The 25,655-nt window shown below is 59.2% G+C and carries 22 protein-coding genes; 9 read left to right on the forward strand and 13 right to left on the reverse strand.

What is annotated here, in order from left to right; genetic code table 11:
• Window positions 1-26 precede the first annotated feature (26 nt).
• Complete coding sequence (locus ACVVH8_RS08450; protein ID WP_475229472.1) at window positions 27-1,214, reverse strand: MFS transporter; 1,188 nt, start codon at window positions 1,212-1,214, stop codon at window positions 27-29.
• Between the two features lie 243 nt (window positions 1,215-1,457).
• On the opposite strand from ACVVH8_RS08450, the gene ACVVH8_RS08455 reads away from it, so the two are divergent.
• Window positions 1,458-2,078, forward strand: coding sequence for a DUF5666 domain-containing protein (locus tag ACVVH8_RS08455; protein ID WP_103306820.1), 621 nt, complete (start codon window positions 1,458-1,460; stop codon window positions 2,076-2,078).
• Window positions 2,079-2,263: 185 nt separating this feature from the next.
• Here ACVVH8_RS08455 and ACVVH8_RS08460 read toward each other — a convergent pair whose 3' ends face one another.
• The 8 genes from ACVVH8_RS08460 to gcl all read right to left on the reverse strand — a co-directional run bounded on the left by ACVVH8_RS08460 (window position 2,264) and on the right by gcl (window position 12,174).
• A complete protein-coding gene (locus ACVVH8_RS08460) occupies window positions 2,264-3,262 on the reverse strand; it encodes a sulfate ABC transporter substrate-binding protein (RefSeq protein ID WP_103306819.1) in 999 nt (332 codons plus the stop codon).
• 103 nt (window positions 3,263-3,365) lie between these two features.
• Window positions 3,366-4,190, reverse strand: a complete 825-nt coding sequence (locus ACVVH8_RS08465) for an ion transporter (RefSeq protein WP_103306818.1) — start codon at window positions 4,188-4,190, stop codon at window positions 3,366-3,368.
• Between the two features lie 21 nt (window positions 4,191-4,211).
• The gene (locus ACVVH8_RS08470) at window positions 4,212-5,126 is read right to left on the reverse strand and encodes an urea transporter (RefSeq protein ID WP_213027970.1); all 915 of its coding nucleotides are present in this window, start codon (window positions 5,124-5,126) and stop codon (window positions 4,212-4,214) included.
• Between the two features lie 340 nt (window positions 5,127-5,466).
• On the reverse strand, window positions 5,467-6,882 hold the full coding sequence (gene pyk / locus ACVVH8_RS08475) for a pyruvate kinase (RefSeq protein WP_475229474.1): 1,416 nt from the start codon (window positions 6,880-6,882) through the stop codon (window positions 5,467-5,469).
• Complete coding sequence (locus ACVVH8_RS08480) at window positions 6,879-8,153, reverse strand: glycerate kinase type-2 family protein (RefSeq protein WP_401303298.1); 1,275 nt, start codon at window positions 8,151-8,153, stop codon at window positions 6,879-6,881. The genes pyk and ACVVH8_RS08480 overlap by 4 nt, the downstream gene beginning before the upstream one ends.
• 170 nt (window positions 8,154-8,323) lie before the next feature.
• Window positions 8,324-9,217, reverse strand: a complete 894-nt coding sequence (locus tag ACVVH8_RS08485) for a 2-hydroxy-3-oxopropionate reductase (protein WP_064594449.1) — start codon at window positions 9,215-9,217, stop codon at window positions 8,324-8,326.
• Window positions 9,218-9,440: 223 nt separating this feature from the next.
• The gene (gene hyi, locus ACVVH8_RS08490; protein WP_475229476.1) at window positions 9,441-10,223 is read right to left on the reverse strand and encodes a hydroxypyruvate isomerase; all 783 of its coding nucleotides are present in this window, start codon (window positions 10,221-10,223) and stop codon (window positions 9,441-9,443) included.
• A gap of 175 nt (window positions 10,224-10,398) precedes the next feature.
• Window positions 10,399-12,174 carry a glyoxylate carboligase gene (gcl, locus tag ACVVH8_RS08495; protein WP_475229478.1) on the reverse strand — a complete coding sequence of 592 codons (1,776 nt, stop codon included), beginning with the start codon at window positions 12,172-12,174 and terminating at the stop codon, window positions 10,399-10,401.
• A gap of 268 nt (window positions 12,175-12,442) precedes the next feature.
• Between gcl and ACVVH8_RS08500 the strand changes: the two genes are divergently transcribed.
• The 3 genes from ACVVH8_RS08500 (at window position 12,443) to ACVVH8_RS08510 (ending at window position 14,808) form a co-directional block, all read left to right on the forward strand.
• Complete coding sequence (locus tag ACVVH8_RS08500; protein WP_103306812.1) at window positions 12,443-12,883, forward strand: GlcG/HbpS family heme-binding protein; 441 nt, start codon at window positions 12,443-12,445, stop codon at window positions 12,881-12,883.
• A 96-nt stretch (window positions 12,884-12,979) separates the two neighbouring features.
• The gene (locus tag ACVVH8_RS08505) at window positions 12,980-14,050 is read left to right on the forward strand and encodes a hypothetical protein (RefSeq protein WP_475229481.1); all 1,071 of its coding nucleotides are present in this window, start codon (window positions 12,980-12,982) and stop codon (window positions 14,048-14,050) included.
• 299 nt (window positions 14,051-14,349) lie between these two features.
• Entirely contained in the window at window positions 14,350-14,808 is a 459-nt protein-coding gene (locus ACVVH8_RS08510) for an REP-associated tyrosine transposase (RefSeq protein WP_103306810.1), read from the forward strand.
• Between the two features lie 220 nt (window positions 14,809-15,028).
• Here the strand turns inward: ACVVH8_RS08510 and ACVVH8_RS08515 are convergent, their stop codons facing one another.
• Window positions 15,029-15,634 carry a TetR/AcrR family transcriptional regulator gene (locus tag ACVVH8_RS08515; RefSeq protein ID WP_141130011.1) on the reverse strand — a complete coding sequence of 202 codons (606 nt, stop codon included), beginning with the start codon at window positions 15,632-15,634 and terminating at the stop codon, window positions 15,029-15,031.
• Window positions 15,635-15,769: 135 nt separating this feature from the next.
• On the opposite strand from ACVVH8_RS08515, the gene ACVVH8_RS08520 reads away from it, so the two are divergent.
• Window positions 15,770-16,684, forward strand: a complete 915-nt coding sequence (locus ACVVH8_RS08520; protein ID WP_475229483.1) for a DUF808 domain-containing protein — start codon at window positions 15,770-15,772, stop codon at window positions 16,682-16,684.
• A gap of 221 nt (window positions 16,685-16,905) precedes the next feature.
• On the opposite strand, the gene ACVVH8_RS08525 is transcribed toward ACVVH8_RS08520, so the two are convergent.
• Window positions 16,906-17,694: an MlaA family lipoprotein gene (locus ACVVH8_RS08525; protein WP_213027974.1), complete on the reverse strand. Its 789-nt coding sequence runs from the start codon at window positions 17,692-17,694 to the stop codon at window positions 16,906-16,908.
• Window positions 17,687-18,985: a serine/threonine protein kinase gene (locus tag ACVVH8_RS08530; protein ID WP_103307413.1), complete on the reverse strand. Its 1,299-nt coding sequence runs from the start codon at window positions 18,983-18,985 to the stop codon at window positions 17,687-17,689. Before ACVVH8_RS08530 ends, ACVVH8_RS08525 begins: the two co-directional genes overlap by 8 nt.
• Window positions 18,986-19,209: 224 nt before the next feature.
• On the opposite strand from ACVVH8_RS08530, the gene ACVVH8_RS08535 reads away from it, so the two are divergent.
• Window positions 19,210-19,578 carry a hypothetical protein gene (locus ACVVH8_RS08535; protein ID WP_103307414.1) on the forward strand — a complete coding sequence of 123 codons (369 nt, stop codon included), beginning with the start codon at window positions 19,210-19,212 and terminating at the stop codon, window positions 19,576-19,578.
• Window positions 19,579-19,700: 122 nt separating this feature from the next.
• On the opposite strand, the gene ACVVH8_RS08540 is transcribed toward ACVVH8_RS08535, so the two are convergent.
• Window positions 19,701-21,296, reverse strand: coding sequence for a glycoside hydrolase family 17 protein (locus ACVVH8_RS08540; protein ID WP_475229486.1), 1,596 nt, complete (start codon window positions 21,294-21,296; stop codon window positions 19,701-19,703).
• 287 nt (window positions 21,297-21,583) lie between these two features.
• Between ACVVH8_RS08540 and ACVVH8_RS08545 the strand changes: the two genes are divergently transcribed.
• The 3 genes from ACVVH8_RS08545 to ACVVH8_RS08555 all read left to right on the forward strand — a co-directional run bounded on the left by ACVVH8_RS08545 (window position 21,584) and on the right by ACVVH8_RS08555 (window position 24,649).
• Complete coding sequence (locus tag ACVVH8_RS08545) at window positions 21,584-22,435, forward strand: glycine betaine ABC transporter substrate-binding protein (RefSeq protein WP_103307416.1); 852 nt, start codon at window positions 21,584-21,586, stop codon at window positions 22,433-22,435.
• Between the two features lie 247 nt (window positions 22,436-22,682).
• Window positions 22,683-22,994, forward strand: a complete 312-nt coding sequence (locus ACVVH8_RS08550; RefSeq protein WP_103307417.1) for a DUF485 domain-containing protein — start codon at window positions 22,683-22,685, stop codon at window positions 22,992-22,994.
• Window positions 22,991-24,649 (forward strand): cation acetate symporter, encoded by a 1,659-nt coding sequence (locus ACVVH8_RS08555; RefSeq protein WP_475229489.1) that lies wholly within the window; start codon window positions 22,991-22,993, stop codon window positions 24,647-24,649. Before ACVVH8_RS08550 ends, ACVVH8_RS08555 begins: the two co-directional genes overlap by 4 nt.
• Window positions 24,650-25,655: the final 1,006 nt, after the last annotated feature.

Raw genomic sequence — 25,655 nt, forward strand, 5'->3', positions numbered from 1 at the left:
GAGCTTGCTCGCGAAGCTTTTACGTCTTACGCCGTTGCCAATGAACCACGCTGCGAAACACTCAAAAACCGCAACAACGCCAACACCGGAAACGCGCTGCCGACAATCACGATCCACAACCAGCCGCCATGCTCGAATACCGCGCTGGCCACCGAAGAGCCGAAGGCGCCGCCGATGAAAATGCTGGTCATGTACAGCGCATTCAGGCGACCACGGCTTTTCGCGTCCAGCGAGTACACCGCGCGTTGGCCAAGGACCATGTTCATCTGCACGCAGAAGTCGAGCACCACGCCGGTCACGGCCAGACCAATGACGCTGTAGGCCGGGTGGATAAAGGCGGGCAGGAAGCTCAGGCTGGCGAACACCATGGCCAGCAGCGAAGCAATGCGGGTATGGCCGGCGTCGGCCAGGCGTCCGCTGATCGGCGCGGCGATGGCTCCAATGGCGCCGACCAGGGCGAAGATCGCGATCTCGCTTTGCGACAGGCCATGGTTGCGTGCCAGTTCCAGCGGCACTGCCGTCCAGAACAGGCTGAAGGTGGCGAACATGCAGCCCTGATAAAACGCCCGCTGACGCAGCACCGGTTGCTGACGCAGCAACGTCCACAGCGAGCCGATCAGTTGCGCGTAAGTGGCGCTGTGATCCGGTTGGCGCTTGGGCACGGTCAGGGCCAGCACCACGCTGATCGCCGCCATCAATGCCGCCGCGATCATGAACATCGCCCGCCAGCCGAAATGGTCGGCGACCACGCTCGACACTGGCCGCGCCAGCAGAATACCCAGCAGCAAGCCGCCCATGATCCCGCCGACGACACGTCCACGAGATTCTTCCGGCGCCAGATGTGCAGCCAGCGGAATCAGGATCTGCACCGACACCGAACTGAAGCCCACCAACAACGAGATCAGCAGAAACACATTGGGCTGATCGGTGAACGCAGCACCGAGCAGGCTGGCAATTGCCACCACCGTGGTGATGATCATCAACCGACGGTTTTCCAGCAGATCGCCCAGCGGCACCAGGAAGAACAGGCCCAGCGCGTAACCGATCTGGGTCAGCGAGACGATGAAGCTGGCCATGGTGTCGGTCAGGCCGATGTCCGGCGCAATCAGGCCGATGATCGGCTGCGCGTAGTAGATGTTGGCAACAATGGCGCCGCAGCAGAAAGCGAACAGCAGCACCATTCCCCGGGTCATTGCGTGAGTTGTGGCGGTCATAAGGTTTCTCGATCCAGCGAAAGGGAATGCGGTGAGGCTATGGGACAAGCCAGGCGGGCAGAAGGCGCCTTCGATTGATATCAGTTATTCCGTTGCGGAATGACGGGCTGTCATCGGTTCAATGTTATTCAGTGGACCTTGCGTCCGGCCGTTGACGGTCGATGATACATTCACTTACATCTTCTTCGATAGCGTGCTTATGTTTGCATCGACTTGTTGAACATTCATGACCGGAGGATTGCAATGTATCGTCAGATGCTTCGTTACACCGCAACCATAGCCATGCTCGGCTTGCTGGGCGCGAACAGCGTGCAAGCGGCCGACGCGCCGGGGATGCGCATCGGCGTGCGCGGCGAAATCACTGGCGTCAGCGCCGCCTCATTGAAAGTCCACGTCAACAGTGGCGAGAACGTGGTAATCCAGTTGACTCAGGACACCAAGGTCCGCGCCGTGACCCTCGCCAATATCGAAGACATCAAGCCCGGCAGCTACATTGGCTCGGCAGCCATGCCACAGGAAGACGGCACGCTCAAGGCGTTGGAGGTGCATGTGTTTCCGCCGGAGTTGGCTGGCAGCGGCGATGGACATCGGCCGTTTGATCTGGCCAAAGGCAGCAGCATGACCAATGGCAGTGTCGGTGATCTGGTAGTCAGCAATGGCCGGGTGTTGACGGTGAATTACAAGGGCGGCCAGCAGAAGATTCTGGTGCCGGAGGATGTGCCGATCGTTAATTTGATGCCGGGGGATCGCAGCTTGCTCAAGGTTGGGGTGAAGATCGTTTCGTTCGTGACGCAGAGTGCGGATGGCACGCTGACCGCGCAATCGATTTCCGCTGGAAAGGATGGTGTAACCCCGCCGATGTAACTGCCTAAACACAATTCCCTGTAGGAGTGAGCCTGCTCGCGATAGCGGTCTGTCAGCCCCCAAATGTGCTGAATGATAGAACGCTATCGCGAGCAGGCTCACTCCTACATTGGGTTTGTGTTGGATTCAGATGTGCACAAAAAAGGCGACCACTGAGGGTCGCCTTTTTCATGTCAGCCTAAACCTTACTGCCCGCTGTAAATCTGATCGAAAACCCCACCATCATTGAAGTGCGTCTTCTGCACGGTGCGCCAGTCACCAAAAGTCTTCTCCACCGAAAGGAAATCAACTTTCGGGAAGCGGTCGGTGTACTTGGCCAGTACCGCCGGATCACGCGGACGCAGGTAGTTAGCGGCTGCAATTTCCTGACCTTCCGGCGACCACAGGTACTTCAGGTACTCGTCGGCAGCAGCGCGTGAACCTTTCTTGTCGACGACTTTATCGACCACGGACACCGGTGGCTCGGCCTCAGCAGAAACACTTGGGTAGATCACCTCAAACTGATCACGACCAAACTCGCGAGCGATCATTTCCGCTTCGTTTTCAAAGGTCACCAGCACGTCGCCGATCTGGTTGGTCATGAACGTGGTGGTCGCGGCGCGGCCACCGGTGTCGAGTACTGGCGCCTGCTTGAACAGTTTGCCAACGAAGTCCTTGGCCTTGTTCTCGTCACCGCCGTTCTTCAGCACATAACCCCAGGCCGAGAGGTAGGTGTAGCGGCCGTTGCCCGAGGTTTTCGGGTTCGGCACGATGACCTGCACGCCGTCCTTGAGCAGGTCCGGCCAGTCTTTCAGGGCTTTCGGATTGCCTTTACGGACGATGAACACAGTGGCCGAGGTGAACGGCGCGCTGTTGTTCGGCAGACGGGTGACCCAGTCCTTCGGTACCAGTTGACCGTTGTCGGCGAGAGCATTGATGTCGGTGGCCATGTTCATGGTGATGACGTCAGCCGGCAGGCCATCGATCACCGAGCGCGCTTGTTTGCTCGAACCGCCGAAGGACATCTGTACGGTGATGTTTTCGTTGTGTTCGGCTTGCCAGTGTTTCTGGAACGCAGTGTTGTAGTCCTTGTAGAAATCGCGCATCACGTCGTAGGAAACGTTAAGCAGCGTCGGGGCTGCCTGAGCGATGTTGGCCAAGGCCAGGCCGGCGGCGAGAAGTGAGGCGCCAAAGAGTTTTTTCACTGCGCATTCCTTGTTTTATCTGTGTAGAAGCAGGGGTGATGTTCATTTGCCACTGACTATAACGGCGCCCGCATAGTCGTTTAAAGATTAAAAAGCTCTGTGCTTATTCCAGTTTCTTAAATAACGCATTGCCACAGCGCGAGCAGAACGCCGCGCCGTGTTCATGGCTGTTTTTCTTGCACACCGGGCAGTCGTGTTGCAGCTGTTCGCCGCGCATGGCGTTGGCCAGCTCGGCGGTGAAAATCCCCGTCGGCACGGCAATGATCGAATAACCGGTGATCATCACCAGCGATGAAATCACCTGGCCCAGCGGCGTCTTCGGCACGATGTCGCCGAAGCCCACCGTGGTCAGGGTCACGATAGCCCAATAGATGCCTTTGGGAATGCTGGTGAAGCCATGTTCCGGGCCTTCGATCACGTACATCAACGTGCCGAACACCGTCACCAGGGTGCAGACGCTGACCAGGAACACGACGATTTTCTGCTTGCTGCCGCGCAGCGCCGACATCAAATAGTTGGCCTGCTTGAGGTACGGACTGAGCTTGAGCACGCGGAAAATCCGCAGCATCCGAATGATCCGGATAATCAGCAGGTACTGCGCATCGCTGTAATACAGCGCGAGGATCCCCGGCACGATCGCCAGCAGGTCCACCAGTCCATAAAAACTGAAGGCATAGCGCAACGGTTTGGGCGAGCAATACAGACGCAGGATGTACTCGCCGAGAAAGATGATCGTGAAGCCCCACTCGATGTACGCCAGCACATCGGCGTAGTTGCGGTGAACGCTGTCGATACTGTCGAGCATCACGATCACCAGACTGGCGAGGATGATCAACAGCAAGATGCCGTCGAAGCGCCGCCCGGCGAGGGTGTCGCTCTGGAAAATCATGACGTAAAGCCGTTCACGCCAGTTGCTGCTGCTGTCCATGGAAAACGCCTGAATCAAAGATCAGCGCAGCCTAGGTTGATTCTCCCCGTGAGCGCAAGACGCACTGTCTACCGTGGCTTTGCCGAGCATTTGAATCCCGGCGCGAATCAGCCAGCAGGCGAGGATGAACGGCGCCGTCAATGTGGCCAAGCCGATGGCGGCAAACAGCGGCGTGACCAGCAGTGCGAGGACGATGCCGACCAGCGGCAACCACGGTTGTTGGCGTTGGCTACTGAAGGCGAGGGCGGCGAGTACGGCGTTATAGCTGCCGAGGCCGAAAAGCGCAGCGCTGGTTTCGTGGTGTAGCAGGCTGGAGCCCAGGCCGATGGCAGATGCGAGCAGCGCCCAGCAGAAGGCGCGGCGATCCGCGATCAACAAACCGGCGGCGATCAGCGCGCCTGCCAATGGATGGTCGAGAAACATCACCTGGCCCAAGCCTCGGAGCTCGGCCGCGAGCAGGTTCAGCGTATTCATCTCGATGTGAGCCATCGGCGCTGACGGTTCAGCGAACAGCAACAACGCCCAGCTCATGGCCACGAACGGCGAGGTGTAGGCCGGTATGGATCGGCTGCGGTACACATATTTGAGCCATTGCTGCGTGAGCATCGCGCTCAAGCCGCCGGCAGCGAGAATCAGCGGCGGCAGCATCGGCGACCAAGGGAAATACAGACTCAGCAACAGGCCGAGCAAAACGCCGTTGTAGCTGAACAGCCCGGCCTGGCGATCCGCCTTGGCGTAGTTGCGTCGTTGTGCGGTGAGCAACCCGGCGACAGCACCGAGCAGCGCACCGGCAAACAGCACGGGCGCAGTGAGCAGGATCGCCAAGAGGCACAGCAGGCCGCACAGCGGATGGCGCTGAAGGAATATTTGACTGAAACCGTTGAGCAAAGCCTCGGCCCAGTCGGGGCAGTGGGTGTTGAAATGATTGGCAGGCATGGCAGTTCTAAAAAGTCAGTGAAACCGAGTCGCCTGCTTCGCCAGCAGGCTGGCTCCCACATTGAATCTTTGTTCAGTCATTGATTTTGTGGTGCTCACAAATCAACTGTGGGAGCGAGCCTGCTCGCGAAGAGGCCAGTAAAAACAATGAATCTCTTTGTTATATGAATCTCTGTGGCGAGGGAGCTTGCTCCCGCTGGGTCGCGAAGCGGCCCCAACATGGGTTGATGCGGTTTTTCTGTGAAAACCGTCATGCCCTAAAAGCGACGACTGCTGTGCAGTCGAGCGGGACGGTGCGACGACTCGACGAGCTCCCTCGCCACAGGTTGTGTAGCTTTCTTTAGATCAACGTTTCGATACGCAGCGAGTTAGTCGATCCAGGCTGCCCGAACGGCACACCCGCCGTGATCAGCAACGTATCGCCACGCTCGGCCATGCCTTGTGCCTGGGCGATTTCCAGCGCCGTCGAGCAAACTTCATCAACCTGACGCAAACGATCGTTGACCACCGAGTGAATGCCCCACGCCACGCTCAAACGCCGCGCCGTCTGCAGGTTCGGCGTCAGGTTGAGGATTGGCGCTTTCGGCCGTTCCCGCGCCGCACGCAGGCTCGACGCGCCCGACTCGCTGTAGTTGACCAGCACCGCCACTGGCAGCACGTTGCTGATGCGACGGATCGCGCAGCTGATCGCATCGGAAACGGTCGCTTCAGCTTTCGGCCGACTCACGTCCAGTTGAGTCTGATAATCCGGGCCGTTTTCCACCTGACGGATGATCTTGCTCATCATCTGCACGGCTTCCAGCGGGTACTCGCCGGACGCGGTTTCCGCCGACAGCATCACCGCATCGGCACCTTCGGCCACGGCGTTGGCAACGTCAGTCACTTCAGCGCGGGTCGGGGCAGGGGAGAAGCGCATCGACTCCAGCATCTGCGTCGCCACCACCACCGGTTTACCCAGTTCGCGGCAGGTGGTGATGATGTTTTTCTGAATCTGCGGCACGCTTTCCGCCGGCACTTCAACGCCGAGGTCACCACGGGCCACCATGATCGCGTCGCTCAGTTCGGCGATCTCGCGCAGCTGTTCAACCGCCGACGGCTTCTCGATCTTAGCCATCAGGAACGCTTTGTCGCCGATCAGTTCGCGGGCTTCGAGGATGTCTTGCGGACGCTGCACGAACGACAGCGCCACCCAGTCCACACCCAGCTCCAGACCGAAACTCAAATCGCGACGATCCTTGGCGGTCAGTGGGCTCAGGTCGAGTACCGCTTGCGGCACATTGACGCCTTTGCGGTCCGACAACTCGCCACCGTTGAGCACGGTGGTGTCGATCGCGTCGTGGTATTTGGTCACCACGCGCAGACGCAGTTTGCCGTCGTCGAGCAGCAGATCCATGCCTGCTTCCAGTGCGGCGATGATTTCTGGATGCGGCAGATTCACCCGGCGTTCATCGCCCGGTATCGCGTCCAGATCGAGGCGGAATGCCTGACCGCGATGCAACTGCACCTTGCCGTCGGCGAACTTGCCGACGCGCAGTTTCGGCCCTTGCAAGTCCATCAGAATGCCCAGCGGGTAGTTGAGCTGGCGCTCGACTTCGCGGATCCACTGATAACGCTTGGCGTGGTCGGCGTGATCGCCGTGGCTGAAGTTGAGGCGGAAGATGTTGACCCCGGCCTCGACCAGCTCGCGGATGTCTTCGATGCCATCGACCGCAGGCCCGAGGGTGGCGAGGATTTTGACCTTTTTATCAGGCGTCATGATTTAGAACTCTCGAGGATCAGAATGGCGCGGAAGTCGTTGACGTTGGTGCGGGTCGGCTCGGTGACGATCAGCGCATCGAGCGCTGCGAAATAGCCGTAGCCGTTATTGTTATCCAGCTCATCGCTGGCGCTCAGACCGAGGGCGGCGGCGCGGGCGTAGCTGTCCGGGGTCATGATGGCTCCGGCGTTGTCTTCCGAGCCGTCGATGCCGTCGGTGTCACCGGCCAGGGCATAGACGCCGGGCTGGCCTTTGAGGCTGTCGGTCAGGCTGAGGAGGAATTCGGCGTTGCGCCCGCCACGGCCATTGCCGCGCACGGTCACGGTGGTTTCGCCGCCGGAAAGGATCACGCACGGCGCCGCCAGTGGCTGGCCGTGGTTGATGATCTGGCGGGCGATGCCGGCGTGGACTTTCGCCACTTCGCGCGACTCGCCTTCGAGGTCGCCGAGGATCAGCGTGCTGAAACCGGCCTGACGGCATTTCACCGCAGCGGCGTCCAGCGACTGCTGAGGACGGGCGATCAACTGGAAATGACTGCGCGCCAGGCTCGGATCGCCGGGTTTGACGGTTTCCGATTCCGGGCTTTGCAGCCAGTTGCGTACCGAGGCCGGGACTTCGATGGCATAGCGCTTGAGGATCGCCAGCGCTTCGGCCGAGGTGCTCGGGTCGGCCACGGTCGGGCCGGAAGCGATGACCGTGGCGAGGTCGCCCGGCACATCGGAAATGGCGTAGGTATAAACCGTCGCAGGCCAGCAGGCCTTGCCCAGGCGTCCGCCCTTGATCGCCGAGAGGTGCTTGCGCACGCAGTTCATCTCGCCGATGGTCGCACCGGATTTGAGCAGGGCCTTGTTGATCGATTGCTTGTCGGCGAGGGTGATGCCGGCGGCCGGCAAGGCGAGCAGGGCAGAGCCGCCGCCAGACAACAGGAAGATCACGCGGTCGTCTTCAGTCAGGTTGCTGACCAGCTCGAGCACGCGTTTGGCCACGGCCAGACCGGCAGCGTCCGGCACCGGATGCGCGGCTTCGACCACTTCGATTTTTTCGCACGGGGCGCCGTGACCGTAACGGGTCACTACCAGGCCAGACACTTCACCTTCCCAGCAGCGCTCGACCACTTGCGCCATGGCAGCGGCGGCTTTGCCGGCACCGATGACGATCACGCGGCCAGTGCGGTCGGCGGGCAGATGGGCTTCGAGGACTTGGTTCGGATGGGCCGCGTCGATGGCTGTGGCAAACAGCTCGCGCAGCAGTTGTTGCGGATCGACCGACATGGCGGGCTCCCGGAATTCTTGTTATTGGAGTGGAGCGACAACGGTGCAGCGACCCGGTCCCTGTGGGAGCTGGCTTGCCAGCGATTCAGGCGCTGCGGTCTTGCAGGCAGACCGCGTCGATGCCATCGCGGGCAAGCCCGCTCCCACAGGGAGCGAGCCAGAGGCGCAGATTATTTTTTGTCGCGAATCGAGAAGTTGGCCATGTGTTCCAGACCTTTGATCAGCGCCGAGTGGTCCCAGTTGCTGCCACCGATGGCCGCGCAGGTGCTGAACACTTGCTGGGCGTTGGCGGTGTTCGGCAGGTTGATGTTCAGCTCCTTGGCGCCTTGCAGGGCCAGGTTCAGGTCCTTCTGGTGCAGGCTGATGCGGAAGCCTGGATCGAAGGTGCCTTTGATCATGCGCTCGCCGTGCACTTCGAGGATCTTCGACGAAGCGAAACCGCCCATCAGCGCTTCACGCACCTTGGCTGGGTCGGCACCGTTTTTCGAAGCGAACAGCAGGGCTTCAGCGACGGCCTGAATGTTCAGCGCGACGATGATCTGGTTCGCGACTTTGGCAGTCTGACCGTCGCCATTGCCACCCACCAGGGTGATGTTCTTGCCCATGGCCTGGAACAGCGGCAGGGCGCGTTCGAAGGCATCGGCGTCGCCACCGACCATGATGCTCAGGGTCGCAGCTTTGGCGCCGACTTCACCGCCGGACACTGGTGCGTCGAGGTACTGCGCGCCTTTCTCGTTGATCTTCGCGGCGAACGCCTTGGTGGCGGTTGGCGAGATCGAGCTCATGTCGATGACGACTTTGCCTTTGCCAATGCCGGCCGCCACGCCGTCGGCGCGGAACAGCACGTCGTCGACCTGTGGGGTATCCGGGACCATGACGATGATGAATTCAGCTTCCTGCGCCACTTCGCGCGGGTTGGCCAAGGCGACGGCGCCAGCGGCAACCAGATCAGCCGGGGCGGCGTCGTGGTGCGCCGACAGGAACAGGCTGTGACCGGCTTTCTGCAGGTTCGCCGCCATTGGGTGGCCCATGATGCCGGTGCCGATAAATCCGATTTTAGCCATGAGAAAATCCTCTTGTTTTTGTCTTTCCCCCGGTGTGCAACCGATGGGCTTTTGTGGCGAGGGGATTTATCCCCGATGGGCAGCGAAGCTGCCCCAGTTTTTAGCGCCAATCAGTTCCAATCCCGGGTGCAGGTTTTACGACTGCTGCGCAGCCGGTCGGGGATAAATCCCCTCACCACAGGGGATCTGGTTTCAAGCCCAGATCCATGTTGAAAACTCGAACTCAGATTGCGTTGTGGGTCTTCAGCCAGCCAAGGCCCGCTTCAGTGGTGGTCAGCGGCTTGTACTCGCAACCCACCCAACCCTGATAATCGATGCGGTCGAGGTGTTCGAACAGGAAGCGGTAGTTGATTTCACCGGTGCCCGGCTCGTTGCGCCCCGGGTTGTCCGCGAGCTGCACATGGTTGATCTCGCCCAGGTGCGATTGCAGGGTGCGGGCCAGATCGCCTTCCATGATTTGCATGTGATAGATGTCGTATTGCAGGAACAGATTGGCGCTGCCGACCTGCTCGCGAATCGACAGGGCTTGCGCCGTGTTGTTCAGGTAGAAGCCCGGGATGTCGCGGGTGTTGATCGCTTCCATCACCAGTTTGATGCCCGCTGCCTGCAGCTTGTCGGCAGCGTATTTCAGGTTGGCGACGAAGGTCTTTTCTACCGTGGCATCGTCAACGCCTTGCGGACGGATACCGGCCAGGCAGTTGACCTGGGTATTGCCCAGTACTTGTGCGTAAGCGATGGCCAGATCGACCCCGGCGCGGAACTCTTCAACGCGATCCGGCAGGCAGGCGATACCGCGCTCGCCCTTGGCCCAGTCACCGGCCGGCAGGTTGAACAGCACTTGGGTCAGACCATTGGCGTCGAGCTTTGCCTTGATTTCGGCAGAGCTGAAGTCGTACGGGAACAGGTATTCAACGCCCGAGAAACCGGCCTTGGCGGCGGCGTCGAAACGGGCAAGGAAATCCTGTTCGGTGAACAGCATGGACAGGTTGGCTGCGAAACGCGGCATGGTGGTCTCCCGTAAATCTTGTGAGGTTCCCCATTTGGGAGCGGGCTTGTGTGGCGAGGGAGCTTGCTCCCGCTGGGCTGCGTAGCAGACCCAGGATTTCAGGGCCGCTTCGCGCCCCAGCGGGAGCAAGCTCCCTCGCCACATGGCCCGCTCCCACTGGGAGAGCGGTCAGCAGTTAGTCGAGCAGCGAAATCGCCGTTGGCGCATCGTTGCCGACCAGCGCCAGGTCTTCGAACTCGTTGACAGCGTTGATCTCGGTACCCATGGAGATGTTGGTCACACGCTCCAGAATGATCTCGACGATCACCGGCACCTTGAACTCTTCGATCATCTGTTCGGCCTTGCGCAGGGCAGGGGCGATGTCAGCCGGTTCGAACACACGCAGCGCCTTGCAGCCGAGGCCTTCAGCCACTGCAATGTGGTCAACCCCGTAACCGTTGAGTTCCGGCGCGTTCAGGTTATCGAAGGACAGCTGCACGCAGTAGTCCATTTCGAACCCGCGCTGGGCCTGACGGATCAGACCCAGGTACGAGTTGTTCACCACGACGTGGATGTAGGGCAGTTTGAACTGAGCGCCGACCGCCAGTTCTTCGATCATGAACTGGAAGTCATAGTCCCCCGACAGGGCCACGACTTTCCGGCTCGGATCGGCCTTGACCACGCCCAGCGCTGCCGGAATGGTCCAGCCCAACGGGCCTGCCTGGCCGCAGTTGATCCAGTGACGCGGCTTGTAGACGTGCAGGAACTGCGCGCCGGCAATCTGCGACAGACCAATGGTGCTGACGTAGCAGGTGTCTTTGCCGAATACTTGGTTCATCTCTTCATAAACGCGCTGCGGTTTGACCGGCACGTTGTCGAAGTGGGTCTTGCGGTGCAGGCTGGCTTTGCGCTGCTGACAGTCTTGCAACCAGGCACTGCGGTTTTTCAGTTTGCCGGCGGCTTGCCATTCACGGGCCACTTCGATGAACACGGTCAGTGCAGCAGCGGCGTCGGACACGATGCCCAGATCCGGCGTGAACACACGACCAATCTGCGTGCCTTCGATGTCGACGTGAATGAACTTGCGGCCTTCGGTGTAGACGTCAACCGAACCGGTGTGACGGTTGGCCCAACGGTTACCGATACCCAGCACCACGTCGGATTTGAGCATCGTGGCGTTGCCGTAACGGTGCGAAGTCTGCAGGCCGACCATGCCGACCATCAGCGGGTGATCGTCCGGGATGGTGCCCCAGCCCATCAGGGTCGGGATAACCGGGATACCGGTCAGCTCGGCGAACTCGACCAGCAGGTCGCTGGCGTCAGCGTTGATGATGCCGCCGCCGGCCACCAGCAGTGGGCGCTCAGCCTGATCGAGCAGAGCCAAGGCCTTCTCGACCTGAACGCGAGTCGCGGTCGGTTTGGCCAATGGCAGCGGCTGGTAAGCGTCGATGTCGAATTCGATTTCGGCCATCTGTACGTCGAACGGCAGATCGATCAGCACAGGGCCAGGGCGGCCGGAGCGCATTTCGTAGAAAGCTTTCTGGAACGCGTAAGGCACCTGGCCCGGTTCCAGAACAGTGGTCGCCCACTTGGTGACGGGCTTGACGATGCTGGTGATGTCGACCGCCTGGAAGTCTTCCTTGTGCATACGGGCGCGGGGTGCCTGGCCGGTAATGCAGAGGATTGGAATCGAGTCGGCCGAGGCGCTGTAGAGCCCGGTGACCATGTCGGTACCGGCAGGGCCGGAAGTACCGATGCACACGCCGATATTGCCGGCCTTGGTGCGGGTGTAGCCCTCGGCCATGTGCGAGGCGCCTTCAACGTGGCGAGCGAGGACGTGATCGATGCCACCGACTTTCTGCAAGGCGGAGTACAGCGGGTTGATGGCAGCGCCCGGGATGCCAAAAGCGGTATCAACCCCTTCACGGCGCATCACCAGAACGGCGGCTTCGATTGCTCTCATTTTGCTCATGGTTTTGTGCCTCTTTACGTTTTGTAATTGTATACAAGTGGCTTTGCGCAGAGTGTATTCACGGCGGACGGCGCAGGTCAATCCATTTTCTCAAGCGCCTGTTTCATTCGTCGGAAGCCTGTATGACTGTGGCTTTTCGTCGCATGTGGCGCTTTTCGAGAATTATTGTATACAAAAAAATAACTCATTGTGTTCTATTTGTTGCGTCCGGCTGCGGCAGAAAACCGCAGCCCCACGACTTTCCCAATAACAAAATGAGGACGGCACCATGAGCGCTTTAACCTTGAAAGTCGCAGTCAACCTGGTCAACCAGGCCATCAGTGCCGGGCGGGGCATCAACGCCGCGCCGCTGACCATCGCGGTACTCGATACCGGCGGGCACCTGATCACTCTGCAACGCGAAGACGGCGCCAGCCTGCTGCGCCCGCAGATCGCCATCGGCAAAGCCTGGGGCGCCATAGCACTGGGCAAGGGCTCACGCCTGTTGGCGCTCGACGCGCAACAACGTCCGGCGTTTATTGCCGCGCTGAACAGCATGGGCCAGGGCAGCGTCGTGCCGGCACCGGGTGGTGTGCTGATCCGCGATCAGGCGGGGAACGTGCTGGGTGCGATCGGCATCAGCGGCGATCTGTCGGACATCGATGAACAGGTCGCGATCAAAGCGGTGGAGGCGCTGGATTTGAAAGCGGACGCGGGAGTGGCTTCTTGATCTGAACGCAATCACCCCCGGTTGGCATTGAGGTGGTGACGAATCGGGGTGGCGTCGATAGACTGCCGCCCCGTTTTTGTATCAAGGAAGATCAGCGTGAAAACGCTCATTCGTATTTCTCTGGCCACGGCCATGACCCTCTGCACGACCTTTCTGCACGCCGCCGAACCGCTGGACGCCGAGGAAATCGCGTTCCAGGCGCTTAGCCCGGTGGTGTCCGCGTTGCTCAATGCCGACGATGTGCCCGAGTTGATGGAGCGGGCCGAGAAGCTCGAAGACACCGATGCGCTGCAGGCGATTGCGGTTTATCTGGCGGCCACCCGTGAAGATCCCAAGCAACTGAAGGCGCCTTACCAGGTCGCTGCACTGTTCGCCCGCCGTGGCGATGACAAGCTGGCCCTGCGCTTTCTTAAAGAGGCCGATGATCGCGGCCTGTGGTTCGGCCCGTTGCTGGCCGGTGACGAGGATTTCTCCGAGTTGCGCGACACCGCCACCTATAAATCCGTGCTGGCCAATGCTCAGGAGCGCTACAAGAAAATCGCCGTCGGCAAGGTCGGCGCGATTTCGGTGCTCAACCCGTCTGCCGGCATTCCCGCGCCCAAAGCGTGCCGTCCGGTCGTGGTGTGGCTGCACGGTTACGGCATCAACGGTGAACTGGATGAAAGTGATCAGCCGCTGGCAGATACCGGGGCAATCATTCTCGGCATCAATGGCACGGAAATGATCAATGCCACCAACAGTTTCCGCTGGATCGGCCCGGGTTTCGAAGGCACGCACAAGGTTGTACAGAAAGGCTTGAAAGAGCTGGAAGCGCAGCAGTGCATCGACCGCAAACGCGTCTACCTGATGGGCTTCTCCCAGGGTTCGCAGCACGCGGGTGCCTTGCTGGCCCAGCATCCGGAGGATTACGCGGGTGCGCTGCTGGTCTCACCCGGCGGCATGCAGCCGACCCCGACGGTGAGCAAGGCTCGTGGCAAAAGGGTGTTTGTGATCAACGGTAAAAAAGAAGGGCCGGGCAATCAGCAGATGACGGTCGATTTCCGCCAGCTGTTCAGTGACGGCAATGAGGTGAAGTCCCGTACCCATGAAGGTGGACACTTCTACCCGGATGACTGGAAAACGTCGTTCCCGCAAGCGTTGCGCTGGGTGATGGGTGAAGAGGGTTGAAACGAAAGATCGCCGCGGATGTGCAGTGAATGCATGTTCTCTGGCGTCTGATCGATAGCCATCGCTGGCAAGCCAGCTCCCACAGGTTTCTGTGTTGAACTTGGGTTTTGCGAACAACACAAACCAACTGCCACAGGTTTATGTGTTGAAAACAGATTCAGCGAGCAACACAAATCCCTGTGGGAGCTGGCTTGCCAGCGATGGCGGACTGACTGACACATCAAGATAAAAGACTGGCACAGCCAGATAGACCACTGAGGTCTAGCCTTCTGATGAACACATCATGAAGGGGCAATGGATTGCCTGATCTTCCCGCATCACATCGTCTGCGAACCGGCCGCTATGCCGAGCACCATCGAATCTACTTACTGACCACTAACACACTAGATCGCGAACCGATCTTTTCCGATTTCGCGTTGGGCCGATTGGTTGTTCGGCAGTTTCGTCGGGCGCAAGATCTTGGACTGGCAAAATCATTGGCGTGGGTTGTCATGCCTGACCATTTCCATTGGCTTGTCGAATTGGAGAATTGTTCTCTGCACAAGTTGATGCGCGAGACCAAGTCCCTGATTACGCGTGAAGTGAATCTTTCAAGTGGTAGAAGTGGGCCGCTTTGGCAGCAGGGTTTCCATGATCGCGCATTGAGGCGGGAAGATGATCTGGTGAAAATGGCGCGCTATGTAGTGGCCAACCCATTGCGGGCAGGCTTGGTGGAAAAGCTTGGCGACTATCCACTGTGGGATGCTATCTGGGTTTAATCCAGGACCGAGTCGCCGCCATCGCTGGCAAGCCAGCTCCCACAGGTTTCTGTGTTGAACCCAGATTCAGCAAACGGCACAAATCCATGTGGGAGCTGTGTTGAACACAGATTCAGTAAACAGCACAAATCCATGTGGGAGCTGTGTTGAACGCAGATTCAGTAAACAATACAAATCCCTGTGGGAGCTGGCTTGCCAGCGATAGCCGCACCACGGTCTATCAGTCCGGCTCACACCCTTTGAGCACCAATCGAATAATCGTCTGCGCTGCCGCCTCGTAATCCGCCTCGTCCAGCTTGTCCTTGCCGGTGACTGCAGAAATCTGCCAGTCGAAGTCGGCGTAGGTCTGGGTCGCGGCCCAGATGCTGAACATCAGATGATTGGGGTCGATCGGGGCGATCTGGCCGCGGTCGATCCAGCTCTGGATGCAGTTGATGTTGTGCTTGGCCTGGCCGTTGAGCTGCTCGACCAGATCGGCGCTCAGGTGCGGGGCGCCGTGCATGATTTCGCTGGCGAAGACCTTGGAGGCGAAGGGCAGGTCGCGGGAGATGCGGATCTTCGAGCGGATGTAGCCGCTGAGCACTTCGCTCGGCACGCCATCCGGGTTGAACGGTGTCGACGCTTGCAGAATCGGCACGATGATACTTTCCAGCACCTCGCGATAGAGGTTTTCCTTGGACTTGAAGTAGTAGTAGACGTTGGGCTTGGGCAATCCTGCCTTGGCGGCGATGTCGCTGGTTTTGGTCGCAGCGAAGCCCTTGTCGGCAAACTCCTCACTGGCGGCACGCAGGATCAGTTCTTTGTTGCGCTCGCGGATTGTGCTCATAAACCCGGTGGTTCCTTGCCTGTTCTGGCGGTTGCGCATGGTAGCACCGGCCTCGCGCGACGCTCAAGAATGCCCCGTGTGGTCTGTGGTCGCGTTATGCTTCGCAACATTCATTCATAGAAGGAAACAGGATTCATGGCAGGAAGCAGTTTGCTGGTGCTGGTCGACGATATTGCCACCGTGCTGGATGACGTGGCGTTGATGAGCAAAATGGCCGCCAAGAAGACCGCCGGGGTGCTCGGCGACGACTTGGCGCTGAATGCCCAGCAAGTCTCCGGCGTGCGCGCCGAGCGGGAAATTCCCGTGGTCTGGGCGGTGGCCAAGGGCTCGTTCGTCAACAAACTGATTCTGGTGCCGTCGGCGTTGGCGATCAGTGCGTTCGTGCCGTGGCTGGTGACACCGCTGTTGATGGTCGGTGGCGCGTACCTGTGTTTCGAAGGTTTCGAGAAGCTCGCGCACAAATTCCTGCACAGCAAGACTGAAGATGACGCCGAGCACGCGCAACTGACCGAGGCCGTAGCCGATCCGACCACTGATCTGGTGGCGTACGAGAAGGACAAGATCAAAGGCGCGATCCGCACCGACTTCATTCTTTCGGCAGAAATCATCGCGATCACACTGGGCACGGTGGCCGATGCCTCGCTGACTCAGCAGGTCATCGTGATGTCGGGCATCGCGATTGTCATGACCGTCGGCGTTTACGGTCTGGTGGCGGGCATCGTCAAGCTCGACGACCTCGGCTTGTGGCTGACGCAGAAGCCTGGGCAAGTGGCCAAAAAAATCGGCAGCGGTATTTTGACGGCGGCGCCGTACATGATGAAAACCCTGTCGGTGGTGGGCACGGCGGCGATGTTCCTGGTCGGCGGCGGCATCCTCACTCACGGCATTCCAGTGGTGCATCACTGGATTGAAAGCGTTGGCGCGGCGGCGGGAAGTGCCGGGTTTGTGGTGCCGGTGCTGCTCAACGGTGTAGCGGGGATTATTGCCGGTGCGGTGGTGTTGGCGGTTATCTCGGTCGTTGGCAAGATCTGGAAAGCAGTAAAGAACTAACCTACAACACAAAACCTTTGTAGGAGTGAGCCTGCTCGCGATAGCGGTGTGTCAGTCATGACCTGACACACCGCTATCGCGAGCAGGNCGATAGCGGTGTGTCAGTCATGACTGACACACCGCTATCGCGAGCAGGCTCACTCCTACAGTTTGATCTTTGTGGTGCCATGAAAAAGGGCCATTCGACTCGCATCGAATGGCCCTTTTTTGTTGCCGCCTACTTATTCGGCAATCTGCAACTTGCGCGATTCGGTGTACACGTAACGCACCTTCTCGTACTCGAACGGCGAGTTCAGCTGACCGTAACGGAAACTGGTCTGGTAGCGCTTGTCGACGGCGCGCAGGGCCCAGATTTCCGGGTGGTTGGAGCTGACTTCCGAAACGTTGAGGAAGTTGATCGCCGTTTCAGCGCTGTAATCCACAGCCAGACCGGCGGTGTCACGCAGGTTCGACGGGCCGAGGATCGGCAGGACGAAGTACGCGCCACCCGGTACGCCGTAGAAGCCCAGGGTCTGCCCGAAGTCTTCGCTCTGGCGCGGCAGGCCCATCGCAGTGGCCGGGTCCCACAGGCCGGCGATGCCGATCGTGGTGTTGAGCAGCAGGCGCGCGGTGGTTTCCATCGAGCGCTGGCCCTTGAACTGCAACAAGCTGTTGACCAGGTTCGGCACATCGCCAAGGTTGTTGAAGAAGTTGCTCACGCCCGTACGCACGAAGCTCGGCGTGATGTAGCGATAGCCATCGACCACGGGCAGGAACACCCATTGGTCGAAGCGGTAGTTGAAGTGGTAAACGCGACGGTTCCACTCTTCCAGCGGGTCATAGACGTTCAGCGCGTTGAGCGTCGACCGCTCGAATTCACGCTGATCCAGCCCCGCGTTGAACTTGAGTTTCGACAGCGGCTCCTTGAAACCGTCGCTGTCGACGACCACCGGTGCATTGGCTTTGCTGTTGTCGGCCTGGGCCACGCCTGCACAGAGTAACGCTGCAATCAGCAGGAGATATTTAGCCACGGAAGAACTCCAGCATGGCGTCGCTGTTGACGCGGTAGTTAAGGTTGCCGCAATGGCCGCCCAGTGGGTAAACGGTCAGGCGATCGCCAAAGGTCTTGCGCAGGAAGCCGAGGTCGCCCGGGCCGAGGATCACGTCGTCGGCGTTGTGCATCACGGCGATTTTCGGGCTGTCGTGCAGATAATCCTTCAGCGCGTACAGGCTGACCTGATCGATCAGTTGCAGCAGGCTGCCGCCGTCGGTACGGGCGCGCCACATCGGAATCACCTGTTCGGTCAGGTAGCAATCGAAGTCGCATTGCAGTGCACGCTTGAGGAACGGCGTGAGGCTGGTGCCTTCGGTGATCGGAAATTTCGGCGGCGTGATCAGGCCGCGACGGTTGATCAGGTCCGAAGTGAAGGCGATGTCGGCGGCCGAGAAGCGGAACGAGGTGCCGATCAGCATTGCCATCTGCTCATTGCTCAGATGCTGCTTGGACTGCTGGAAGTCATACAGCAGGGCGTCGTTGAGGTCGATGTAGCCTTTCTGCTGGAAGTAGCGGGTCAGTTTGCCCAGTACCAGTTCATAGAACGTGGTGCTGTTGTTGATGCCTTTGACTTCGGTCTGCACCAGCTTGTCGAGGTTGGTGATCGAGGTGTAGAGGTTGACCGGCGGGTTGAGCAGCAGGACTTTCTTGAAGTTGAAGCTGCGTCGGGTTTCGTCCAGGTGCGCAACGAATGCGGCATCCAGAGCGCCGAGGCTGTAACCGCTGAGGTAGTAGTCAGTGACCGGCACTTTCGGGTTTTGCGCCCGCACGGCCTGCATCACGCGGTACATGTCTTCGGCGTCTTCTTTGGTCACGCCTGGGGTGGCGAAGCGTGAAGCGGCGCTGATGAAGTCGAAACTGGTCGGCGACGACAGTTGCACGACGTGGTAGCCGGCCTTGTAGTAGAGCTTTTTCAGGTATTCGTTGAGCGTGCTGTCGTAGCGCGCACCGGTGCCGGCGATCAGGAAGATCAGCGGTGCCGGTTTGTCTTGCTCGGCGATGCGATAGGTGAGCTTTTTCACCGCCCAGAAGTTGTCCGGCAGGATGAACGCTCGCTCCGGACGCAGGGTGACGCTGCGATCCGACTGATTGATGTCATCATCCAGCGGCAGTTCCGGACGCAGGTCCGGCGGAGTCGTGGCGATGGTCGCCTCGAACGGGTTGGTCAGGGGGTAGCCATAGCTGGCGGCGTCGATATCCACCGCCAGTGCGGACGCACTCAGAATAAGGCCGCTGAACAGCGCGGCGAAGCGCAAGGAACGGAGCATGACTAGATCCCTTAGAGGAAGGTGCCGAATGAAGTTCGCAGGCTATGACCACCGGGTTTGCGCCAAAGTGCCATGCCGCGGCACCAAACAGGCAGAATTCGGAGTAATAGTAGCTGGACGATACACTTTGCACGGATTGGATGACTAGTTAACTGTTGTTAGTGCTTGCGTATGGATGGCGGCAGATTAAGCTGGCCGCCGATTTCCGAAGATTGGAGTGCTTCATGTCCCGCCGCTTGCCCGTGATTCTGCTGCTTGTTTTGCTGCCGCTTTGGCTAGCCGCCAGTTATGGCGCGCGCTATGGCTTTATGGAGGACGGGCAGTGGGTCGGCATCTGCGTTGATGAGGCGAGCCGATGGGAGTGTCAGCTGCGCTCGAACCTGGGGCTGATGATTCACTTCAAGGTATTGGGCTGGACGGCGTTGGGTGCGGCGTTGCTCGGTTTTGTCGTGCCGGGGCGGGCAGGGTGGTGGCTGGCGGTGCTGGCGCTGGTGGTCGGGTTGCCGGCACTGGCGTTGTACAACACGACACTGGCGGTGTTTGCGGTGGTGATTGCCGGGTTGCGGCTGGTCAGAGCTTCCCGTAGCGCCTGACAGTCAGCCATCGCTGGCAAGCCAGCTCCCACAGTTTTTTGGGTCGTGCACACATGTCGTGTTAACCCATACCTCTGTGGGAGCTGGCTTGCCAGCGATGAGGGCGGTACAGACACCGAAGATCAGCGGGTACGAACCCGCAAGCAACGCCACAGCGCAATCACCATCAACCCACTGACCAACGCCCAACCCCACGCCTGCTGATTCTGCAAACCTTCCTGATACAACTGCGGCGCAATGCCCGCACCGATGATAAAGGTCAGCAGAGCAACCTCACGACGCGGCACGCTCACCGGCCGGCACAGATAAACCAGCGCAGGCACCACAAACGCCATGCTCGCAAAACTGCGATAGCGCGCATCAAACACCATTTCCAGCATCATCACCGCCGCTGCAAAACCGGCTGCGGCCACCAGCCACCCGGCACGACGCTCCAGCAGGTTGAAGGCTTTTTCACGCCAGCCAGTACGAGCGCTCAATGTCAGCGCGGCATGTGCAAGCACCAATAGATTCAGTGCCGTCAACAACCCGACCCACAGCCACTCGCTGGTGAATCGTGTGGTGACTCGCGCCAGATCGCCCCAGGCGCCAATCGAACAAGCGGCGAGGGCGCCCAGCAGCGGCAAGATCAGTGCCGAGCGTGTCGTGCGAACCCGGCCGCCGAGGATCAGGGTGCCGAGGAAGATCAGTCCTCCGACCGCCAGCCATTCTTTCCAGTACGGCACATTGGTCACGGGACCGGCGAGTACGCCTTTATCCTGACGATCGGCGTCAAACAGCCCCCAATACCCGCCAACCGCGCCTTCGCTTGCCCGCTTCCATGGCTGGTCAAACGCCTCGATCAGGTTGTAATGCCAGCCTTCTTTCTCGGCCATTGCGACAAACCCGCGAATGAACTTGGCTTCGTTGACCCGGCTCGGCAGCGCGGTCTCACGCTGGCGACCTTCGCTCGGCCAACCGGTTTCGCCAATCATCACGTCCTTGGGTGCGAACTTGTTGCCGAACACCTGACGCACATCCGCGACATGTTGCAGGGCCGCGTCGATGTTCGACGGATCATCTTCCCAGTACGGCAGCAGGTGAATGGTCAAGAAGTCCACCGCCGGCGCGATTTCCGGATGCTTGAGCCAGAACTCCCAGACATCGGCGTAGGTAACCGGTTGCTTGACCTGGCTTTTGACCTTGTTGATCAGTCGGGCCAGTTGCGCGCCGGTGACTTCCTTGCGCAGCAACGCTTCGTTGCCGACGATCACCGCACTGACCACGTCCGGGTTGGCATTGGCCGATTTGATCAGCAGATCGACTTCCTTCTCGGTGTCTACCGGATTGCTGTTGACCCAGGCGCCGATCATCAACTTCAAGCCATGCTTGCGCGCCAGATCAGGCAACGCTTCGAGGCCGGTCATGGAATACGTGCGGATGCACTCAAAGCGCGTCGCCAGTAATGCAAGGTCAGCGTCCATGCGCTCCGGGCGCAGCTTGAACGGCACGTCGAACGGCGACTGGTCTTTATCGAAAGGGGTGTAGGAGGCGCATTGCAGCTTGTGCGTCGGCGTCGCGGCGTCTGGCAGAATCACCGGTTTACCCAAGCCGTACCAGAAGCCGCCAAGACCAAACAGGCCAAGCAGGCAGGCGAAGATATATGGAAGAAAAGGAAAGCGGGAGGTCGCGGACATGGTCAGGCCGAGTGGCTGCAAAGCGACGCATGTTACCTGCATTTAAGCGGGGGTTGGTGGCTCGCATGATTTTGACATGCAAAGTTCGGGCGGATTATTTGGCGTCATTTATATAGACGCGGTTAATGGCCTTCTGATGTCGTTTCTCGTTGCCTTGAGGTCGCTGACAGAGCAGGTCGCGACGGTCGTCAGGTTGATGATCGAAAGCGTCAGCACTCCACTGGCAGTAGAGCGAGTTTGCGGTCGGGCGTGATGGGGGCGCTGTGCACCATAACAATACGTTGACGTCGCCCGTCATCCGTCGGGCGCAGCATTTCGGGGAAGTAACGATGAAGATGCGACGACTTTTAGGCACAGGTGCCGCTCTGGTGCTTGCGATGAGTTCCACATTTGCCAGCGCTGAAAAACAGACCCTGAACATCGGTTACGTTGACGGCTGGTCCGACAGCGTCGCGACCACCCACGTAGCGGCCGAAGTGATCAAGCAGAAACTCGGCTACGACGTGAAACTGCAAGCCGTCGCCACCGGAATCATGTGGCAAGGTGTCGCCACCGGCAAACTCGACGCCATGCTCTCCGCCTGGCTGCCCGTGACCCACGGTGAATACTGGACGAAGAACAAGGATCTGGTCGTCGACTACGGCCCGAACTTCAAGGACGCGAAAATCGGCCTGATCGTGCCGGAGTATGTGAAAGCCAAGTCGATCGAAGACCTCAAAACCGATGACACCTTCAAGAACCGCATTGTCGGCATCGACGCCGGTTCAGGCGTGATGCTCAAGACTGATCAGGCGATCAAGGATTACGGCCTCGACAAGTACAACCTCAAGGCCAGTTCCGGCGCCGGCATGATCGCCGAGCTGACTCGTGCCGAGAAGAAGAACGAATCTATCGCTGTCACCGGTTGGGTACCGCACTGGATGTTCGCCAAGTGGAAACTGCGCTTCCTCGACGACCCGAAAGGCGTGTACGGCGCAGCTGAAACCGTCAACAGCATCGGTAGCAAAGAACTGGACGCCAAGGCGCCGGAAGTGGCCAAGTTCCTGAAGAACTTCCAGTGGGCGTCGAAAGACGAAATCGGCGAAGTCATGCTTGCCATTCAGGATGGTGCCAAACCTGAAGCAGCGGCCAAGGATTGGGTCGCCAAGCACCCGGATCGCGTGGCTGACTGGACTAAATAACCCGAAATAGCTTTTGTTCACCACCAATCCTGTGGGAGCGGGCTTGCCCGCGATAGCGGTCTGTCAGTTGACTAATAGTTGGCTGACACGACGTCATCGCTGGCAAGCCAGCTCCCACAGTTTTTTTTGTGCTTGAAATTGGCAAAAGGGTCATGGCGTTCTACTACTAAGGTCGTCTGTTACCGCGCTCGCAGCCGCATACATTAGCTATGTTCCAACAATAATCTGTGCTGCGAGGATAAAAACAATGAACGACAGCATTTACCTCTCGATTCAAAACAGTCCCCGATTCAAGGAGCTGGTGCGAAAAAGGGAAAAGTTCGCCTGGATACTCTCGGCGATCATGCTCGGGCTCTACTCCGGATTCATCCTTCTGATCGCTTACGGCCCGAAAGTGCTCGGGGCCAAGCTCAGTCCCGAGTCTTCAATCACCTGGGGCATCCCGATCGGTGTCGGCCTGATTGTCTCGGCTTTCATCCTGACCGCGATCTACGTGCGCCGCGCCAATGGCGAGTTCGACGACCTGAACAATGCGATTCTCAAGGAGGCTCAGCAATGATCCGGCGTCTACTGGCTTTATTGAGCATCGCAGCGTTCGCGCCCGCCGTCTGGGCCGCTGAAGCCCTGACGGGTGAAGTCCACAAACAACCGCTCAACGTCTCCGCGATCGCCATGTTTGTGGTGTTCGTCGGTGCCACGCTGTGCATCACCTACTGGGCCTCGAAGCGTAACAAGTCGGCCGCCGACTACTATGCGGCGGGCGGCAAGATCACCGGTTTCCAGAACGGTCTGGCGATTGCCGGTGACTACATGTCAGCGGCGTCCTTCCTGGGGATTTCCGCGCTGGTGTTCACTTCCGGCTACGATGGTCTGATCTACTCGATCGGGTTCCTGGTGGGCTGGCCGATCATTTTGTTTCTGATCGCCGAGCGTCTGCGTAACCTGGGTAAATACACCTTTGCCGACGTGGCGTCCTACCGCCTCGGGCAAACCCAGATCCGCACGCTGTCGGCCTGCGGTTCGCTGGTGGTGGTGGCGTTCTACCTGATCGCGCAAATGGTTGGCGCCGGCAAGCTGATCCAGTTGCTGTTCGGTCTCGACTATTACGTCGCGGTGATTCTGGTTGGCATCCTGATGTGCATGTACGTGCTTTTCGGCGGCATGCTGGCGACCACTTGGGTGCAGATCATCAAAGCGGTGCTGTTGCTGTCTGGTGCCTCGTTCATGGCGCTGATGGTGATGAAGCACGTCAACTTCGACTTCAACATGCTGTTCTCCGAGGCGATCAAGGTTCACCCCAAAGGTGAGGCGATCATGAGCCCGGGCGGTCTGGTGAAAGATCCGATTTCGGCGTTCTCGCTGGGTCTGGCACTGATGTTCGGTACCGCTGGCCTGCCGCACATCCTGATGCGCTTCTTCACTGTGAGTGACGCTAAAGAAGCCCGTAAGAGCGTGCTGTATGCGACTGGGTTCATTGGTTATTTCTACATCCTGACCTTCATCATCGGCTTCGGCGCGATCCTGCTGGTCAGCACCAATCCGGCCTTTAAAGATGCGGCGGGCGCTTTGCTCGGTGGCAACAATATGGCGGCGGTGCACCTGGCTGATGCGGTGGGCGGCAGTATCTTCCTTGGCTTCATCTCGGCGGTGGCGTTTGCGACCATTCTGGCGGTTGTGGCGGGTCTGACTCTGGCCGGTGCTTCGGCGGTATCGCACGATCTGTATGCCAGTGTGATCAAGAAGGGCAAGGCCAACGACAAGGATGAGATTCGCGTTTCGAAGATCACCACGATTGCGCTGGGGATTCTGGCCATTGGTCTGGGTATTCTGTTTGAAAGCCAGAACATTGCGTTCATGGTGGGTCTGGCGTTCTCGATCGCGGCCAGCTGCAACTTCCCGGTGTTGTTGCTTTCGATGTACTGGAAGAAGTTGACTACCCGTGGCGCGATGATTGGCGGGTGGTTGGGGTTGGTGAGTGCGGTCGGGCTGATGATTCTTGGTCCGACCATCTGGGTGCAGATTCTGCATCATGAGAAGGCGATCTTCCCTTACGAGTATCCGGCGCTGTTTTCGATGATCATTGCTTTTGCCGGGATCTGGTTCTTCTCGATTACTGACAAGTCGGCGGCTGCGGATAATGAGCGGGCGCTGTTTTTCCCGCAGTTCGTGCGTTCGCAGACGGGGTTGGGGGCGAGTGGGGCGGTTTCGCATTGATGGTTTGATGGTTTTGTAGTGTTGTGCTGAATGCCCCGGTTGAGAGATCGGGGCATTTTTTGTGGGCGGTTATCGGACTTTGGTGGGTTTTTTTGATTTTGGGTGTATATCCGTTTTTTTGGTGATGGCTGCTTAGGGTTCCGCCCTTACGGCGGGTCACTTTTTCCAGACGCCGAAAAAGTAACCAAAAAGGCTTTACCCTGACGTACGGCCCTCGCTGTGGCTCGGGTTCCTTCGCTGCGGGATCGATCCGGGGGTCATCGCCTCCGGTTTGCTTCGCTGCACCTCCTCTCGATGTGTTTGGCTGCGCCAAACGGTCGCTGCACCTCCTCTCGATGTGTTTGGCTGCGCCAAACGGTCGCTGCGCTCCCACCCCGGATCAACCCCTCCGCTCAGCCTTCCGACGGGCGTTGAGATCAAAAGCGGTACTCGAGCTAACGCTCATTGTGTTGAGTGGTGAAGATCAGGAGCGGTACTTGAGCTAACGCTCATTGTGTTGAGTGGTGAAGATCAAGAGCGGTACTTGAGCTAGCGCTCATTGTGTTGAGTGGTGAAGGTCAAGAGCGGTACTTGAGCTAACGCTCATTGTGTTGATTGGTGAAGGTCAAGAGCGGTACTTGAGCTGACGCTCATTGTGTTGAGTGGTGAGAAGCGTGTGGTCGGCTTTGGTTTTGTGTTGGGTTTGCCCCTCACCCCAGCCCTCTCCCCAAGGAGAGGGAGCCGATTTGTGAGCCTTTCGAATCCGAGTTCGACTCGGTATTTCATGTCGGCGTAGCTCTCTCAAACACCTCGGTCAGTCCCCTCTCCCTCCGGGAGAGGGCTAGGGTGAGGGGCTCTTGATCTGGCTCTTGATCTGGCTCTTGATCTGGCTTTTGATCCTGCTCTTGATCGTCAGGCCCATCGGCAGGCCGAGCGAAGGTGTTCATCCGGGGTAGGCGCGCAGCGCCGTTTGGCGAAGCCAAACACATCGAGAGGAGGTGCAGCGAAGCAAACCGGAGGCGATGCC

The organism is Pseudomonas trutticola BRTCR10 (assembly GCF_056155105.1).